Source organism: Microbacterium sp. PF5, assembly GCF_004794315.1.
GTDB lineage: Bacteria > Actinomycetota > Actinomycetes > Actinomycetales > Microbacteriaceae > Microbacterium > Microbacterium sufflavum.
Genome location: NZ_SSDQ01000071.1, coordinates 1 through 15481 on the forward strand (window position 1 = coordinate 1; position 15481 = coordinate 15481).

At 70.6% G+C, this 15481-nt stretch carries 16 protein-coding genes; 10 read left to right on the forward strand and 6 right to left on the reverse strand.

Translation table 11 applies throughout. From position 1 onward, the window contains the following. Positions 1-879, forward strand: an 879-nt coding sequence (locus DW297_RS05280) for an NADP-dependent oxidoreductase (RefSeq protein WP_136030108.1), incomplete at its 5' end; no start/stop codon positions are given. 10 nt (positions 880-889) lie between these two features. Here the strand turns inward: DW297_RS05280 and DW297_RS05285 are convergent. Further along, positions 890-1537, reverse strand: coding sequence for a hypothetical protein (locus DW297_RS05285; RefSeq protein WP_240744527.1), 648 nt, complete (start codon positions 1535-1537; stop codon positions 890-892). Between the two features lie 192 nt (positions 1538-1729). Between DW297_RS05285 and leuA the strand changes: the two genes are divergently transcribed. After that, on the forward strand, positions 1730-3484 hold the full coding sequence (gene leuA, locus DW297_RS05290) for a 2-isopropylmalate synthase (RefSeq protein ID WP_136030113.1): 1755 nt from the start codon (positions 1730-1732) through the stop codon (positions 3482-3484). Positions 3485-3548: 64 nt separating this feature from the next. On the opposite strand, the gene DW297_RS05295 is transcribed toward leuA, so the two are convergent. Continuing rightward, positions 3549-3926 (reverse strand): VOC family protein, encoded by a 378-nt coding sequence (locus tag DW297_RS05295; RefSeq protein ID WP_136030114.1) that lies wholly within the window; start codon positions 3924-3926, stop codon positions 3549-3551. 66 nt (positions 3927-3992) lie between these two features. Here DW297_RS05295 and DW297_RS05300 point away from each other — a divergent pair, with 66 nt between their 5' ends. After that, on the forward strand, positions 3993-4724 hold the full coding sequence (locus DW297_RS05300; RefSeq protein WP_136030117.1) for a TetR/AcrR family transcriptional regulator: 732 nt from the start codon (positions 3993-3995) through the stop codon (positions 4722-4724). Here DW297_RS05300 and DW297_RS05305 read toward each other — a convergent pair whose 3' ends face one another. Beyond that, positions 4725-5417: a trimeric intracellular cation channel family protein gene (locus DW297_RS05305; RefSeq protein WP_136030119.1), complete on the reverse strand. Its 693-nt coding sequence runs from the start codon at positions 5415-5417 to the stop codon at positions 4725-4727. Between the two features lie 34 nt (positions 5418-5451). On the opposite strand from DW297_RS05305, the gene recO reads away from it, so the two are divergent. Together recO and DW297_RS05315 are read left to right on the forward strand one after the other, a co-directional pair. Continuing rightward, the gene (gene recO / locus DW297_RS05310; protein ID WP_136030121.1) at positions 5452-6195 is read left to right on the forward strand and encodes a DNA repair protein RecO; all 744 of its coding nucleotides are present in this window, start codon (positions 5452-5454) and stop codon (positions 6193-6195) included. Next, positions 6192-6995 carry an isoprenyl transferase gene (locus DW297_RS05315; RefSeq protein WP_136030123.1) on the forward strand — a complete coding sequence of 268 codons (804 nt, stop codon included), beginning with the start codon at positions 6192-6194 and terminating at the stop codon, positions 6993-6995. The genes recO and DW297_RS05315 overlap by 4 nt, the downstream gene beginning before the upstream one ends. On the opposite strand, the gene DW297_RS05320 is transcribed toward DW297_RS05315, so the two are convergent. Beyond that, positions 6935-7546, reverse strand: coding sequence for an AAA family ATPase (locus DW297_RS05320; protein ID WP_136030125.1), 612 nt, complete (start codon positions 7544-7546; stop codon positions 6935-6937). The genes DW297_RS05315 and DW297_RS05320 overlap by 61 nt on opposite strands. A gap of 56 nt (positions 7547-7602) precedes the next feature. On the opposite strand from DW297_RS05320, the gene DW297_RS05325 reads away from it, so the two are divergent. Further along, positions 7603-8277, forward strand: a complete 675-nt coding sequence (locus DW297_RS05325; RefSeq protein ID WP_136030127.1) for a DsbA family oxidoreductase — start codon at positions 7603-7605, stop codon at positions 8275-8277. A 69-nt stretch (positions 8278-8346) separates the two neighbouring features. On the opposite strand, the gene DW297_RS05330 is transcribed toward DW297_RS05325, so the two are convergent. Beyond that, positions 8347-9543: a metallophosphoesterase family protein gene (locus tag DW297_RS05330; RefSeq protein ID WP_168442801.1), complete on the reverse strand. Its 1197-nt coding sequence runs from the start codon at positions 9541-9543 to the stop codon at positions 8347-8349. 154 nt (positions 9544-9697) lie between these two features. Beyond that, positions 9698-10192: a glutathione peroxidase gene (locus tag DW297_RS05335; RefSeq protein WP_136030129.1), complete on the reverse strand. Its 495-nt coding sequence runs from the start codon at positions 10190-10192 to the stop codon at positions 9698-9700. 59 nt (positions 10193-10251) lie between these two features. On the opposite strand from DW297_RS05335, the gene dusB reads away from it, so the two are divergent. Genes dusB through DW297_RS05355 form a run of 4 tightly spaced genes read left to right on the forward strand, consistent with a single transcriptional unit; the run spans position 10252 to position 15451 of the window. Continuing rightward, positions 10252-11406, forward strand: a complete 1155-nt coding sequence (gene dusB, locus DW297_RS05340; RefSeq protein WP_136030131.1) for a tRNA dihydrouridine synthase DusB — start codon at positions 10252-10254, stop codon at positions 11404-11406. Beyond that, positions 11396-12781: a deoxyguanosinetriphosphate triphosphohydrolase gene (locus tag DW297_RS05345; protein WP_136030133.1), complete on the forward strand. Its 1386-nt coding sequence runs from the start codon at positions 11396-11398 to the stop codon at positions 12779-12781. The genes dusB and DW297_RS05345 overlap by 11 nt, the downstream gene beginning before the upstream one ends. Continuing rightward, positions 12781-14640, forward strand: a complete 1860-nt coding sequence (gene dnaG / locus DW297_RS05350; RefSeq protein ID WP_136030135.1) for a DNA primase — start codon at positions 12781-12783, stop codon at positions 14638-14640. Before DW297_RS05345 ends, dnaG begins: the two co-directional genes overlap by 1 nt. A 37-nt stretch (positions 14641-14677) precedes the next feature. Further along, on the forward strand, positions 14678-15451 hold the full coding sequence (locus DW297_RS05355; RefSeq protein ID WP_136030137.1) for an ATP-binding cassette domain-containing protein: 774 nt from the start codon (positions 14678-14680) through the stop codon (positions 15449-15451). Positions 15452-15481 lie beyond the last annotated feature (30 nt).

Consider the following 15481-nt stretch of genomic DNA (forward strand, 5'->3'; position numbering starts at 1 on the left):
CCCGCGGCGCCGCGCGAGGGCGAGGTCACGATCCGCGTCCGCGCGGCCGGGGTGAATCCGGCCGATGCGAAGCATGTCGCGGCAGCTCGTCCGGGGGTCGAGTTCCCGGTGCCGATCGGCTACGAGGTGTCGGGCGAGCTCACGGCCATCGGCCCCGCGACCCGTATCGGTTCCGGTGAGGCCGCGGTCGGCGACGAGGTCGTGGCCTTCCGCGTGCAGGGCGGTTATGCGACCGAGGTGACCGTGCCCGCCGCGAAGGTCTTCGCGAAGCCGACGACGCTCACGCACCCCGAGGCCGCGAACCTCCTGCTGGTCGGCACGACCGCGGCCGAGATGCTCGCGGTCACCGGGGCGGCACCGGGCGAGACGGTCCTGCTGCACGGGGCGTCGGGAGCGGTGGGGGTCAGCGTGCTGCAGCAGGCCGCGCTGCGCGAGGTGCGAGTGATCGGCACCGCCGCGCCGGACCGCTTCGATGAGGTACGACGCTTCGGGGGGATCCCGGTCGCGTACGGCCCGGGTCTCGCCGACCGGGTGACCGAGCTGGCGGACGGACCGATCGCTGCGGCGCTCGACGCCGTGGGCACCGACGAGGCGATCGACGTGTCCCGCGCCCTGGTGGCCGATCACCGCCGCATCGTCACGATCGCGAACTTCGCGCGGGCCTCCGCCGACGGGCTTCTGGCGATCGCAGGGTCGATGCCCGACAGCGCCCGCTTCCGCGATGAGGTGCGCAGCGAACTCCTCGCGCTCGCGCAGAACCGCGACCTCGTCGTCCCGGTCGCCCGCACGTTCCCGCTCGCCGAGGCACCGGCCGCGCACCGGCTGCTCTCCACCGGTCACCCCGGCGGCAAGCTCGCGCTGATCCCCGAGGACCGCTGATCCCCGAGGACTAGTCGACCTCGCGCAGCAGCGACTCGACGATCACCACGCCGTCTCCGTACTCGGCGTCGGCCGCGCGCTGGAGCGTGCCGTCGTCCCATGAAACCTGCAGCCACACGTACCCACGGTCGGTGACGACGAAGACCGCCCCGGGTCCGAGCCGCGCCGCGATGTCCTCCTGCACCCTGGTCAGCTCGCCCTCCGGGGTGATGCCCGTCTTCCCGCCCGTCGGATCCTCCGGCGCCACCGGGTCGAACAGGGCGAGGAGGATCGGCGGATCCGAGACGGTCAGACGCTCACCGTCGAAGGTGCCGTACACCGCGTACGACCCCCACCGCGTGTCACGCGCGCTCACACTGCCGTCGACGCCGTCCCACGTCCAGTCGTCGAGCGGCACGCCGGCGCACTGCGGAGGGGACGAATCCATGACCGCGCCGAGGCAGAGCGTGGGGCCGTCCGTTCCGTCGATCACGGTGCCCGTTCCGAGCACGCGGCCTTCCGGGGGCGTGGGGTGCGCGTCTTCCAGCCGCTGGTCGGAGGGCACGGTGGTGCTGGTCGGTGGGAGGGTCGCACGGGGTCCGACCGCGCACCCGCTCAGGGTGACCGCTGCGGTCACGGTGGCGGCGACGAGGAGCAGGCGACGCGAGGAAGGGCTCATGTCCATCAGTGTCCCGCGTCGGCTCATCGTCTCAGCGCGGTCGAAACGGCCGCACCGACCCTGCTAGCATGGCGCCATGCCTTTCGGCGGTCTGCTTCTTCTTAGCTGCCGCGACGAGTCCTGACACTAGGGCCTTCCTCGTCGCGGCGCTTGTGTTGGCCCGTCCATTCCGACGAAGAGAAGTAGCCCATCATGCAGAACACTCAGCGCCCGTCCGCGATGCCGATCCACAAGTACCGGCCCTTCCACGAGCAGATCACCGTCCACCTGCCCGACCGCACGTGGCCCGACGCCCGCATCACCGAAGCCCCGCGCTGGTGCGCGGTCGACCTCCGCGACGGCAACCAGGCCCTCATCGATCCGATGTCCCCCGAGCGCAAGCGCGTCATGTTCGAGCTGCTCGTGAGCATGGGGTACAAGGAGATCGAGGTCGGCTTCCCCTCGGCCAGCCAGACCGACTTCGACTTCGTGCGCCAGCTCATCGAAGAGAACCTGATCCCCGACGACGTCACGATCCAGGTGCTGACCCAGGCGCGCGAGCACCTGATCGCCCGCACCTACGAGGCCATCGCCGGCGCGAAGCAGGCCATCGTCCACCTCTACAACTCCACGAGCGTGCTGCAGCGCGAGGTGGTCTTCCGCACCGACAAGCAGGGCATCATCGACATCGCCCTCGAGGGCGCCCGCCTGTGCCGGAAGTTCGAGAAGACGATCCCCGACACGCAGGTCTACTACGAGTACTCGCCGGAGAGCTACACGGGCACCGAGCTCGAGTTCGCGGTCGACGTGTGCAACCAGGTCATCGAGATCTTCGAGCCGACGCCCGACCGCAAGGTGATCATCAACCTGCCTGCCACGGTCGAGATGGCCACGCCGAACATCTACGCCGACTCGATCGAGTGGATGAGCCGCCACCTGGCCCACCGCGAGAACGTGATCCTGTCGCTGCACCCGCACAACGACCGGGGCACCGCGATCGCCGCCGCCGAGCTGGGCTACATGGCCGGCGCCGACCGCATCGAGGGCTGCCTGTTCGGCAACGGCGAGCGCACGGGCAACGTCGACCTGGTGGCACTGGGCATCAACATGTTCACGCAGGGCATCGACCCGCAGATCGACTTCAGCGACATCGACCAGGTCAAGCGCACGGTCGAGTACTGCAACCAGCTGCCCGTGCCGGAGCGCAGCCCGTGGGCCGGCGACCTCGTGTTCACGGCGTTCAGCGGCTCGCACCAGGACGCGATCAAGAAGGGCTTCGAGGCGATGGCGGCGAAGGCCGACGCGCAGGGCGTCACGGTCGACGAGATCGAGTGGGCCGTGCCCTACCTGCCGGTCGACCCGAAGGACCTGGGCCGCTCGTACGAGGCCGTCATCCGCGTGAACTCCCAATCGGGCAAGGGCGGCGTCGCCTACCTGCTGAAGTCCGACCACGCGATCGATCTGCCCCGCAAGCTCCAGATCGAGTTCTCCGGCGTCGTGCAGGCCAAGACCGATGCCGAGGGCGGCGAGGTGACGAGCGAGCAGATCTGGTCGATCTTCACCGACGAGTACCTGCCGGCGACCGACACCGAGGCGAAGTGGGGCCGCTTCGAGCTGCTGGCCACGCAGACCCGCAGCGACATGTCGGGTGACGTGGTGCTCGACGTGGTGCTGCGCGACGACGACCAGGAGGTCGCGGTCTCCGGCAACGGCAACGGTCCGGTGGCCGCGTTCGTCGAGGTGCTGCGCGGACAAGGTTTCGACATCACGGTGTACGACTACGTCGAGCACGCTCTCAGTGCGGGCGGTGACGCGCAGGCTGCGGCCTACGTCGAGCTGCAGGTGGGCGACCAGCGTCTGTGGGGTGTCGGCATCGACGGCGACATCTCGACCGCGTCGCTCAAGGCGATCGTGTCGGGTGTGAACCGGTCGATCCGCACGCGCCAGCAGGAGCTCGCGGCGGTCTGAGGTCGCACCACGGAAGCGGCCGGGTCCCGAGGGCCCGGCCGCTTCCGCGTGCTCCGGCGGGTGGTCAGACCCACTGCACCAGCTGCCAGATGAGGCTGTTGGGGTCGGCGAACTGGCAGTAGCGCTCGCCCCACGGCTCGGTCTCCGGCGGTGTGACGACGCGGGCGCCGGCGGCGGCGATGCGGGCGAAGGCGGCGTCGAGGTCGTCCACGACGAACACCAGCAGCGTGCCCTGGCCTGCCGATCCGGCGATCTCCTCCGGGCGGAACGTGGGGAGCCCGGTCTGCAGGAAGATCAGGTTCGGCGGGGAACCGGGGTGCTCGAGCGACACGAAGCCCTCGGCGGACATGGCCTCCGTGAATCCGAAGTGGGTGGTGGCGAAGGCTGCGGAGGCGGCGATGTCGGGCACGTTGAGCGAGAGGGCGGTCTGGGTGATGTTCATGGGTCTCCTGTTCTAAACAACGTACAACGTACAGGGTTAAGTGCGCCGACGGCTAGGCTATTCCCGATGGCGAAGAATCTGGTCGATCTGCTGTGGCGTGACAGTGCCGCTGAGACCTCGTCGCGCCGTGGACCGCGAGCCCGCCACTCCACCGACGACGTCGTGACGCGCGCGATCGACCTGGCCGATGCCGACGGCCTCGCCGCGGTCACCATCCGCGCTCTGGCCCAGGCATTGGGCCTCACCCCGATGTCGATCTACACGCACGTCAACAGCCGGGCGGATCTGCTCGTGCTGATGGCCGACGCGGTCCACGGACAGCGCGCACCGTCGGGCGATGCCGACGGGTGGCGAGCCCGCGTCCGCCTCGTCGCCGCGCACAACCTCGCCCTCTACCGCGCGCACCCCTGGCTGCTCGACGTGCACGACCCGCGCACCGCTTTCGGCCCCGGGACCATCGCGACGTACGACCGCGAGCTCCGCGTCTTCGACGGGCTCGGCCTCGACGACGTGGAGCGCGATGCGGCCCTCACGTTCGTGCGGGAGTTCACGCGGTCCGCCGCCGCACGCCTGCGTGACGCCGCGGAAGCGGAGGACTTCGCGCCGATCTGGGCGGACGCCGCTCCGCGGCTCGCGGGCTACCTCGGCGACGACTACCCCCTGGCGCAAGCCGTGGGCCGGGCCGCTGGCGAGGCCATGGGCGGCCCGTCCGATGCGGACGCGGCCTGGGAATTCGGGCTCGCGCGCGTCATCGACGGGCTCGCCGGTCTGATCGAGACCCGAGACGCGGCGCCCTGATCAGTCCTTCGGCTTGACGATCGCGATGGCCCCGGTCTCCGCGGCGACCTTGCGGCGGTAGAGGCGGCGCTGCTCCGGCAGGGACACGTCGAACGTGACCGCCAGGATCCGGATGACCGCCGTCACGACGATGCCGACGATCGCGGCCAGCGTGATCGGCATGCCGACCGCGTTCGCGATCACGATGAACGTGCATCCGGCCGCAGCCGCGACCGCGTACAGCGAGCCGACGTGCATGATCGCCGTCGGCAGGCCCATCAGCATGTCGCGCAGCACGCTCCCGCCGACCGCGGCGCAGACGCCGATGAACACGGCGGGCACCTCGGGGATGCCGAACGCGAGGGCCTTGCTCGTGCCGAAGGCACCGAACATGCCGATCACCACGGCGTCGAGCACCACGATCGCGGTGTTGAGGCGGGTGAACAGCCCCGCGAGCAGCATGCCGAGGAGCGCGGCACCCGCGGCGGTCACCAGGTACCACTGGTTCTGCAGGGTCGCGGGCGTCTGCCCGAGCAGGATGTCGCGGATGAGACCGCCGCCCATGCCGATCATGATCCCGATGATCGCGACGCCGAGCCAGTCGAGCCGCCGCTGCCCCTGGAATCCGGCGGCGAACATGGCACCCTGCACCCCGCCGAGCCCGACGCCGAGGAGGTCCGCCCACAGCGGAATGGTGAAGAGCGGTTCGGTCACCCGTCCATTGTCCCGCACGGAGGATAATCGGAAGGTGCCCACCTACCGAGACGAAGCGGTGATCCTGCGCACCCACAAGCTGGGCGAGGCGGATCGCATCGTCACGATGCTGTCGCGCCGGCACGGCAAGGTGCGGGCGGTCGCGAAGGGCGTGCGGCGCACGTCGTCGAAGTTCGGCTCGCGGCTCGAACCGTTCATGGTCGCCGACGTGCAGCTGTACGAGGGGCGCTCGCTCGACATCGTGCAGCAGGCGGAGTCGCTCGGCGCGTACGGCACCGACATCGCGGCGCACTACGACCGCTTCACCGCGGCCAACGCGATGGTCGAGACTGCCGACCGGCTGAGCGACGCGGAGGCCACACCGGAGCAGTACCTGCTGCTGGTCGGCGGACTGCGTGCGCTCTCGCGCGGAGAGCACGTGCCGCGCAGCATCCTCGACTCCTACCTCCTGCGCGTGATGTCGCTGTCGGGGTGGGCGCCGTCGCTCGACGACTGCGCCCGCTGTGGTGCCCCGGGTCCGCACACCGTGTTCGTCGCACAGCTGGGCGGGCTCGTGTGCCACGCCGACGCCCCCGCGGGCAGTCCGCGCATCGCCGAGAAGACCCTGGCACTGCTGCGCGCGCTCATCCGCGGCGACTGGGAGCTCATCGACGCCGCCCCGCACGCCGACACCGCTGCCGCCTCCGGCCTGGTGGCGGCCTATGCCCAGTGGCACCTGGAGCGCGGCATCCGCTCTCTCGCGCACGTCACCACCACCCCGGGAGAAGGAGCACGGTGAGCCCGAAGCCCTACACGCACAAGGACGCCGTCGCCTACCGGCCGCTCGACTGGACCGGGGTGTATCCGCCGCCGTTCCCCGCGGTGCCCGAACACGTCGCGATCGTGATGGACGGCAACGGCCGCTGGGCGAACCGCCGTGGCCTCAGCCGCATCGAGGGGCACAAGGCGGGGGAGGAGGTGCTGCTCGACGTGGTCGCCGGCGCGATCCAGGCCGGGGTGAAACACCTCTCGGTCTACGCCTTCTCCACCGAGAACTGGGCCCGGTCGCCCGAGGAGGTGCGCTTCCTGATGGGCTACAACCGCGACGTGCTGCACCGCCGCCGCGACCAGCTCAACGAGTGGGGCGTACGGGTGCGGTGGGCCGGGCGCAAGCCGCGCCTGTGGGGCAGCGTCATCAAGGAGCTGCAGTACGCCGAGCAGCTCACCCGCGGCAACGACGTGCTCACGCTCACGATGTGCGTGAACTACGGCGGCCGCGTGGAGCTGGTCGACGCGATGCGGGCGATCGCCGCCGATGTCGCGGCCGGGCGCCTCAAGCCGAACGCGATCACCGAGAAGACCGTCCGGCGTCACCTCTACGTGCCCGACATGCCCGATGTCGACCTGTTCCTGCGCAGCTCGGGCGAGCAGCGCACGTCGAACTTCCTGCTGTGGGAGTCGGCCTACGCCGAGATGGTGTTCCTCGACACGCTGTGGCCCGACTTCTCGCGCGAGGAGCTGTGGCGCGCGATCGGCGTCTACCTGTCGCGCGACCGGCGTTTCGGCGGCGCGATCGACACCCCCGACGCCTCGGCCTGAGCACGCAGCCAGCGCTCCGTCTCGCGCGGGTGTGTCAGCCGCACGACGATGAGGTGCGGGAAGCGCTCGACGTAGCCCGGCATCCGCTCGCTCCAGGTGTGCAGCGTCTTCGTCTGCCACGCGAGGATGTTCTGCTCGGGGTCGCGGTTGAGCAGGTTCCACGGCCCCTTCTCGCGGTTTCCGTTCCAGAGTTCCTTCCGCAGAATGCCGCGGGCCAGCGTCCGCCGCAGCAGCCGTCCCCGCACCACCGGGTACGGGTAGTCGAGCCAGACCGCGAGCTGGGCGCGCGGCGTCAGGAACGCGTCGGTGCCCTTGCTCGTGTACTGCCACTCGGTCACCCAGCGGTCCTCCGCCGCGAAGGCGCGCACGTCGTCGAGGAACTCCGGGCGCGGAGTCCAGCCCGGCCCGTGGAACAGCGCGTCGATCTCGACGTGGCGGAGCCGCCACAGCTCGCCGAGGCGACGCGCGAGGGTGGTCTTGCCCGAGCCCGTGACGCCCGCCACGAGCACGCGCTCCGGCCGACGAGGGAGCGGGTCGTCGGCGGAGAGCATCCGAGCATCCTACCGAGCACGGAATACCCCGGGAGTGCATGCGGTTGGATGAAGGTGTGACTGAACCCATCTCCATCGACATCTGGTCCGACATCGCCTGCCCGTGGTGCTACATCGGCAAGCGCAATCTCGAGAAGGGTCTGGAGGCGGTCTCCGCCGACGAGGACGCCCCGCGGGTCACCGTCACGTTCCACTCGTTCGAGCTCTCGCCCGACACGCCCGTCGACTTCCACGGCGACGAGGTCGACTTCCTCGCCGGACACAAGGGCATGCCGCGCGAGCAGGTCGAGCAGATGCTGTCGCACGTCACCGGGGTGGCCGCGGACGCGGGGCTCGAGTACCGCTTCGACCTGCTGCAGCACACCAACACCGTGAAGGCGCACGAGCTGCTGCACTTCGCGAAGGCCGAGGGGCTTCAGCACGAGATGGAGGAGCGGCTGATGTCCGCCTACTTCACCGAGGGCAAGCACGTGGGTCGCATCGACGACCTGGTGGCGCTGGCGGCCGAGGTCGGCCTCGACGCCGACAGGGCCCGCGCGGCGCTCGAGAGCGAGCAGTATCTGCCCGACGTGCGTCAGGATCAGGCGCAGGCCCGGGCGTACGGCATCCAGGGCGTGCCGTTCTTCGTGGTCGACGGCCAGTACGGCATCAGCGGTGCGCAGCCGCCGGCAGCGTTCGAGAACGTGCTCCGCGACCTGTGGGCGCAGCGCGGCGAGGCCGTCGAGGCCTGACCGCCGCCGGCCGAGAGCATCAGAACGGCGGGGACCCGATCGCGGGCCCCCGCCGTTCTCTCGTTCGCGTCAGACGCGCTGCTGGCGAGGTGCCAGCGGCAGGGGTTCCATGGGCTGGTCGTCGGCGGTGAGATCGATGCCGAGGTCCTTCGCATAGACGACCCGCGAGGCGATGCTCACCTGATCCCCGCTCTCGGTCAGCTCGAACACACGCCCGCCGCGGAGGCGGTTGCGCTCCGCTCCGTCGAGGCCGTACGCACCGAAGCCGGTTCCCGGCGCGTAGCCGAGCAGCACGCCGTAGTAGTCGCCCATGTAGTCGTTGACGTGGTCGTGGCCGACGAACACGCCCTTCACGTCGCCGCGCTCGACGATCGCGTTGAACATGCCCGAGTTGAAGGGCCCGGGGCACTCGTCCTCGTTGCGCTCTCCGACGATGCCGTGGCGCGCGCGGCCGCGGGCGGCGTCGGTCTCCGTGCGGGTGTCCACGCCGCCCCACCACATGAACCGGTGCTCCCAGAGCGCGATGTGGAGGAACATGAGGGCGGGGACCTTGCGGCCGGCGCGCTGCTCGAGCCGCTGCGACTGCTCGCGATACCAGGCGACCTGGTCCATGCGCACCCAGTCCCAGGTCGGGTAGCCGGCGAAGTCCTGTCCGGCGAGGGCGTCCGGGGCGTAGCGGCCGGAGTCCAGCAGCCAGAGCGCGAACGCCTCCCGGTTCTTCTTCGCCGACGAGCCGATGGTCAGCAGCGTGTTGCTGGTGCCGGTCACGCCGCGCGTGTTCTCCGCATTCACGTTGTACTCGTACGAGCGGTAGATCTTCAGCATCCCCGCCTCGTCCACGCCCGACTGCGGGAGCGAGTCCTCGTCGTGGTTGCCGTAGGTCACCGCCCACGGGATGCCGCGGGACTCCATCGGCCACACGACGTTGTTGATCGCCTGCTTCACGGCGAGACGGGTCTCGCATCCGCCCGTGATCACGTCGCCGTTGATCACCACGAGGTCGGGCTGCTCCTGGTCGAGCACCTTCTCGATCAGCTCGACGGTGCGGCGGTCGGTCTGCTCATCGTCCTGCGTGTCGTTGAACTGCACGACCGTGAAGGTCCCGTCGGCGCGGAACCGCAGTCCACGCGCGGCTTTCGCTGTCGAGGCGGCCACGGTCGTGTCGGCGGCGGCGGCGGTGGTGCCGAGGGGCAGGGCGGAGCCGAGGGCGCCGAGCGCTCCGGCGGTGAGGACGGTTCGCCGGCTGATCGGCAGTCGGTCGGGCATGCGGTGTCTCCTTCATCTGCGGCGGGTGTGGCCGCAGGGGAGACTAGGGGCGCCGGATGGCGAGGGTCTGACGAGCGCGTGAACACCGCGGCCGTTCGAGGGCCGCGAGCAGCCCGTTCCGGGTGACGCGGGGGTGAACGAGCGCGGCCCCGGGTCAGCGGGAGAGTGCGGCCTCGATCGCCTCGACGATCTCGGGGGAGTCCGGCTTCTGCTTCGGGCGGAAGCGCAGCACCTCTCCGTCGGGCAGCACCAGGAACTTCTCGAAGTTCCACTCCACCCGTCCGGCCTTGCCGCCCGCGTCAGGGGTCTCCTTGAGCGCCTTGTACAGCTCGGACGCGTTCCTGCCGTTGACCTTGACCTTGTCGTTGACCGGGAAGGTCACGCCGTACGTGGTGGAGCAGAACTCGAGGATCTCGTCGACCGAGCCCGGCTCCTGACCGAAGAACTGGTTGCACGGGAAGCCGACGACCGTGAAGCCGCGGTCGCCGAAACGGCGCTGCAGCTCCTCCAGCTGCTCGTACTGCGGGGTGAGCCCGCACTTGGACGCCACGTTCACCACCATCACCACGTCGGCACCGAGATCGTCGAGGGTCTTCTCCTGACCCTGAGCGTCGGTGAACGGGATCGAACGGAGCGCGGAATCGGTCATATGCACAGCTTAGGTCGCCGCATCCGCAGGGGCTCCGGGTCTGGGAGAATGGACGTGCCATGACTGTCGCCACCGCCCCCGCCCGCCCCCTCCGCATCGGCCCGATCGACCTCGACGTGCCGGTCGTGCTCGCACCCATGGCGGGCATCACCAACACGGCCTTCCGGCGACTGTGCCGGGAGTACGGCGCGGGGCTGTACGTGAGCGAGATGATCACGTCGCGCGCGCTGGTCGAGCGCAACGAGACCACGATGCGGCTGATCCGTCATCACGAGTCCGAGACGCCGCGGTCCATCCAGCTCTACGGCGTCGATCCGAAGACGATCGCGGAAGCCGTGCGCATCATCGTGGCGGAGGACCACGCCGACCACATCGACCTGAACTTCGGCTGCCCGGTGCCCAAGGTCACGCGCAAGGGCGGCGGGGCGGCTCTGCCCTGGAAGTCGAAGCTGTTCGCCGACATCGTGGATCAGGCCGTGAAGGCCGCCGGCGACATCCCGCTCACGGTCAAGATGCGCAAGGGCATCGACCGCGATCACCTCACGTTCCTCGACGCCGGGCGCGCGGCGGAGGACGCCGGGGCGGCCGCGGTGGCGCTGCACGCCCGCACCGCGAGCGAGTTCTACTCCGGCCACGCGGACTGGAACGCGATCGGCGAGCTCAAGCAGGCCGTCACGAGCATCCCGGTGCTCGGCAACGGTGACATCTGGTCGGCCGACGATGCCGTGCGCATGATGGCCGAGACCGACTGCGACGGTGTGGTGGTCGGTCGCGGCTGCCTCGGGCGGCCGTGGCTGTTCGGCGAGCTGGCCAACGCGTTCGGTGGCGAGGGCAAGACGGTCGACGCCACTCTCGGCTTCGTGTCGGATGCGTTCCGCCGTCACGCCGAACTGCTGGTGGAGTTCTTCGAGGACGAGGACCGCGGGTGCCGCGACGTGCGCAAGCACGTGTCGTGGTACTTCAAGGGCTACCCCGTCGGCGGCGACATCCGCACGGGCCTGGCGACGGCGTCGAGCCTCGCCGAGATCGACGAGCTGCTGGGTCGCCTCGACCGGTCGGCACCGTACCCTGGAGCCGACGCCGAGGGGCAGCGCGGGCGCGCCGGCCACCCGAAGAAGACGGCGCTGCCGGAGAAGTGGCTGGAGTCGCGCGAGCTGGCCTCCAGCGCCTCGGAGATGATGCGTGGAGCGGAGATCGAGAACAGTGGCGGATGACCCCTCGGTCGGCGGTCGCGCCGACGGCTACCACCCGCGCGACGCCGAGCGCTTCTTCGCCGAGACGCACCGCTCCGAGCGCGACGACTTCGCGCGCGACAGGGCCCGCGTGCTTCACTCGGCCGCGCTGCGCCGTCTGGCCGCCAAGACGCAGGTGCTCAGCCCGGCGAGCACGGCCGACTTCGCGCGCAACCGCCTGACGCATTCGCTCGAGGTGGCGCAGGTGGGTCGCGAGCTCGCCGCGGCGCTCGGCGTCTCCGCCGACGTGGTCGACACCGCCTGCCTGAGCCACGACCTCGGCCACCCGCCGTTCGGTCACAACGGCGAGCGGGCGCTGAACGAGTGGGCGGAGCCGATCGGCGGCTTCGAGGGCAATGCGCAGTCGCTGCGCATCCTCACGCGCCTCGAGGCCAAGGTGCTCGATGCGGACGAGCACTCGGTCGGCTTGAACCTGACCAGGGCCAGCCTCGACGCGACCTGCAAGTACCCCTGGACGGTGGACAGCCCCGTGCCCGACCCGGGCGGCCGGCTCAAGTTCGGTGTGTACCCGGAGGACGAGGCGGTGTTCCGCTGGATGCGCGAGGGGGCGCCCGGCCGCCTGCGGTGCATCGAAGCCGAGATCATGGATCTCTCCGACGACATCGCCTACTCGGTGCACGACTTCGAGGATGCGATCGTCAACGGCTACGTCGACGTGGCGCAGCTCGCCGACCCCGCGGCCCATGAGGCGCTGCTCAGCCGCATCCAGCAGTGGGTGGGCTACGACTTCACGCGCGACGAGCTCGCCGACGCCCTCTACCGTCTGGCATCGCAGCCGATGTGGCTCGCGTCGTTCGACCGCTCGCGGCAGTCGCTCGCACGGCTGAAGAACCTCACCAGCGACCTGATCGGGCGCTTCGCCCGTGCGGCCGTGTCCGCGACGCGCGAGGCCTACGGCACGGCACCGCTGGTCCGCTACAACGCGCACGTCATCGTGCCGCGCGTGATCGAGGTCGAGATCGCCGTGCTCAAGGGCATCATGGGTCAGGCCATCGTCACGATCGACGCACGAAAGGGCGTGTACAAGGAGCAGCGGCGGGTGCTCAAGCGCCTCGCCGACGCGCTGTGGTCGACCGATGCGCTGTGGTCGGCCGGGGCCGACGTGCTGGAGCCCGCGTTCGCCGCCGACTTCGTCGCCGCCGAGAGCGACGCGGAGCGGGCGAGGGTCGTGGTGGATCAGATCGCGAGCCTGACCGACCAGAGCGCGGTGGACTGGCACAACCGGCTCGTCGGGGAGATCGACCCGGCGGAGGTCGGCATCTGGACCCCGCGTCACGCGAGACCCGGCACGCGCACCCCCGTCACGCGGCGTCCCGTCGCCGAAGGGGCGCACTGATGCCGCGGATCCGGCAGGCCGACGTCGACGAGGTGAAGGCCCGCACGAACATCGCCGACATCGTGGGCGAGCGCGTGGCGCTGAAGTCGGCGGGGGTCGGATCCCTCAAGGGGCTGTGCCCGTTCCACGACGAGAAGAGCCCGAGCTTCCACGTCCGCCAGCAGGTCGGCTACTACCACTGCTTCGGCTGCGGGGAATCGGGCGACGTGTACTCGTTCCTCCGGGCGATGGACCACGTGAGCTTCACGGAGGCGGTCGAGCGCTTGGCGGGCCGCATCGGCTACACCCTGCACTACGAAGACGGGGGAGCGGCCCCGGAGACCAGTGGCCGCAGCCGCCTGTACGCGGCGAATACGGCGGCGGCGGAGTTCTTCCGCGCCCAGCTGCTGACCCCCGACGCCGAAGCCGCGCGTCGGTTCCTCGGCGAGCGGGGCTTCGACGCCGGAGCGGCCGCGCACTTCGGGGTGGGCTTCGCGCCGCGCGGGTGGGACGGGATGCTCAAAGCGCTGTCGGCGCAGGGCTTCACGCGCGACGAGCTCAGCGCCGCGGGACTCGTGTCGACCGGGCAGCGCGGTGTGTACGACCGGTTCCGCGGGCGACTGGTGTGGCCGATCCGCGACGTGTCGGGACAGACGATCGGGTTCGGCGCGCGCAAGCTCTTCGACGACGACCAGGGCCCCAAGTACTTGAACACCCCCGAGACCCCGATCTACAAGAAGGCGCAGGTGCTGTACGGGCTCGACCTCGCCAAGCGCGACATCGCCCGCGGCGACCCCCGGCGCGTCGTTGTCGTCGAGGGCTACACCGACGTGATGGCGTGTCACCTCGCCGGTCTCACGACCGCGATCGCGACGTGTGGAACGGCGTTCGGCACCGAGCACATCAAGGTCCTGCGCCGTGTCATGGGCGACGACAACGCCTCCGGCGAGGTCGTGTTCACGTTCGACGGCGACGAGGCGGGGCAGAAGGCCGCGCTGCGGGCGTTCACGGAGGACGGCCGCTTCAACGCGCAGACCTTCGTGGCCGTGGCTCCGGACGGGCTCGACCCGTGCGACCTCCGCCTGCAGCGCGGCGATGCGGCCGTGCGCGGGCTCATGGACGCCAAGCAGCCGATGTTCGAGTTCGCGATCGACCGCAAGCTCGCCGGCTTCGACCTCTCGACCGTGGAGGGCCGCGTGGGCGCGCTCCGGGCCGCGGCGCCGATCGTGGCGGAGATCCGGGACCGTCTGCTGCGCCCGGGGTACGAGCGTGTACTGGCACGCCGTCTGGGCATGGACCCGACCGAGGTGCACGGCGAGGTCGAGCGGGCGGCTCGGGGCGCGGCGACCGGTGCGCCGAGGCGCGAGACCTCGACCCCCGACGCCACCTCGGGTGCTCCCGCGGTGGCCGCGGTCACGCTGGCGAGCCTGCCCCGCACCGCCGATGTGGCCGTGGAGCGCGACGCCCTCATGGGTGCGCTGCAGTACGGGCACCAGATCGACGCGGTGCTGCTCGACCGTGCCCTGTCGCAGCCGTTCCGCACACCGGGGCTCGACGCGGTGCGCGAGGCGATCGCGGCAGCTCCGGACCGCAGCAGGCCGGGGTGGGTGACCGATGCGGTCAATGCGGTGCGGGAGCCGTACCGGTCGCTCGGCGGCGAGCTGCTGATGACGCCGTTCCCGGCGCGCGACGAGGCGGGGGCGGTCGCCTCCGCGACGGATCTCGCGCGGCGGCTGGTGGTGCGGCAGCTCGAGCGGGAGAAGCAGGAGCTCCTGGGTGCGGTGCAGCGCGTCCCGGCGGACTCCGACGGCGGGCGGGCTCTGCGGGTCCGTCTCCGTGACATCGACGTGGAGCGTCAGCGCTTCTCGGCCGAGTCGTAACGGGGCGGGGCGCGGTGCAGCGGGCAGGATGGAAGACATGTCCCGCAGGCCCGTCTCCACGTCCGCGATCGAGTGCTCCGATCTGGTGATCGACCGCATCGGCCACGGCACACCGAACCGCGCCGTGGACGGGGTCACGTTCACCCTGGCGCCCGGCGGGCTCATCTGCGTCGCCGGACCCACGGGGTCGGGGAAGTCGACGCTCGTCGCCGCTCTCGCCGGGTCCACCGACCCCTCCGTGCGCGTGGTGGGCGGCAGCGCCCAGGTCTGCGGCATCGACATCCGCCGTCCCGGTCGCAAGCACCGCATCCTCACATACCGCACGGGATTCGTGCCGCAGGGTGCGGGCGCGGATCTGCCGCCGCGGCTCACGGTCAACGAGGTCATCGCCGAGCCGATCCTGATCCGCGAGCGCCGCGTCAACACCAAGGCGCTGTCGATCCGTGTCGCGACGCTGTTGGACGAGCTGCACCTGCCCCTGGGGACGGCGTCGAAGTTCCCGTACGAGTTGAGCGCGGGCATGCGGCAGCGCGTCGCGATCGCCCGGTCGTTCGTGCTCGAGCCGCGGGTCCTGATCGCGGACGAGGTGCTGGCCAACCTCGACCTCGAGGTGCGCCCGGTGGTGTTCGACGCGATCACGCGGCGACGCACCGAGGAGGGCATGGCGGCGCTGCTGGTGACGAACGACGCCGATTTCATCCGCGAGCTCAACGCCGAGACGCTCATGCTGCGCGGCGGCCACGTGGTGGCGAGAGGGGTGGGGAAGGACCTGCTCTGGGTGCCCAACGCGGAGACCGATTCCCGCGGCTGATGGCGACACGCCCGGCGTCCGCCGAAGGGC

Excerpts from the sequence above, each read along its gene's own strand:
- DW297_RS05295 (WP_136030114.1), bottom strand. The coding sequence starts at position 3,926 with ATGAACATCACCCAGACCGCCCTCTCGCTCAACGTGCCCGACATCGCC.
- DW297_RS05320 (WP_136030125.1), bottom strand. The coding sequence starts at position 7,546 with ATGCTCTCCGCCGACGACCCGCTCCCTCGTCGGCCGGAGCGCGTGCTC.
- DW297_RS05330 (WP_168442801.1), bottom strand. The coding sequence starts at position 9,543 with ATGCCCGACCGACTGCCGATCAGCCGGCGAACCGTCCTCACCGCCGGA.
- leuA (WP_136030113.1), top strand. The coding sequence starts at position 1,730 with ATGCAGAACACTCAGCGCCCGTCCGCGATGCCGATCCACAAGTACCGG.
- DW297_RS05335 (WP_136030129.1), bottom strand. The coding sequence starts at position 10,192 with ATGACCGATTCCGCGCTCCGTTCGATCCCGTTCACCGACGCTCAGGGT.
- DW297_RS05285 (WP_240744527.1), bottom strand. The coding sequence starts at position 1,537 with ATGAGCCCTTCCTCGCGTCGCCTGCTCCTCGTCGCCGCCACCGTGACC.
- DW297_RS05300 (WP_136030117.1), top strand. The coding sequence starts at position 3,993 with ATGGCGAAGAATCTGGTCGATCTGCTGTGGCGTGACAGTGCCGCTGAG.
- DW297_RS05355 (WP_136030137.1), top strand. The coding sequence starts at position 14,678 with ATGTCCCGCAGGCCCGTCTCCACGTCCGCGATCGAGTGCTCCGATCTG.
- dusB (WP_136030131.1), top strand. The coding sequence starts at position 10,252 with ATGACTGTCGCCACCGCCCCCGCCCGCCCCCTCCGCATCGGCCCGATC.
- dnaG (WP_136030135.1), top strand. The coding sequence starts at position 12,781 with ATGCCGCGGATCCGGCAGGCCGACGTCGACGAGGTGAAGGCCCGCACG.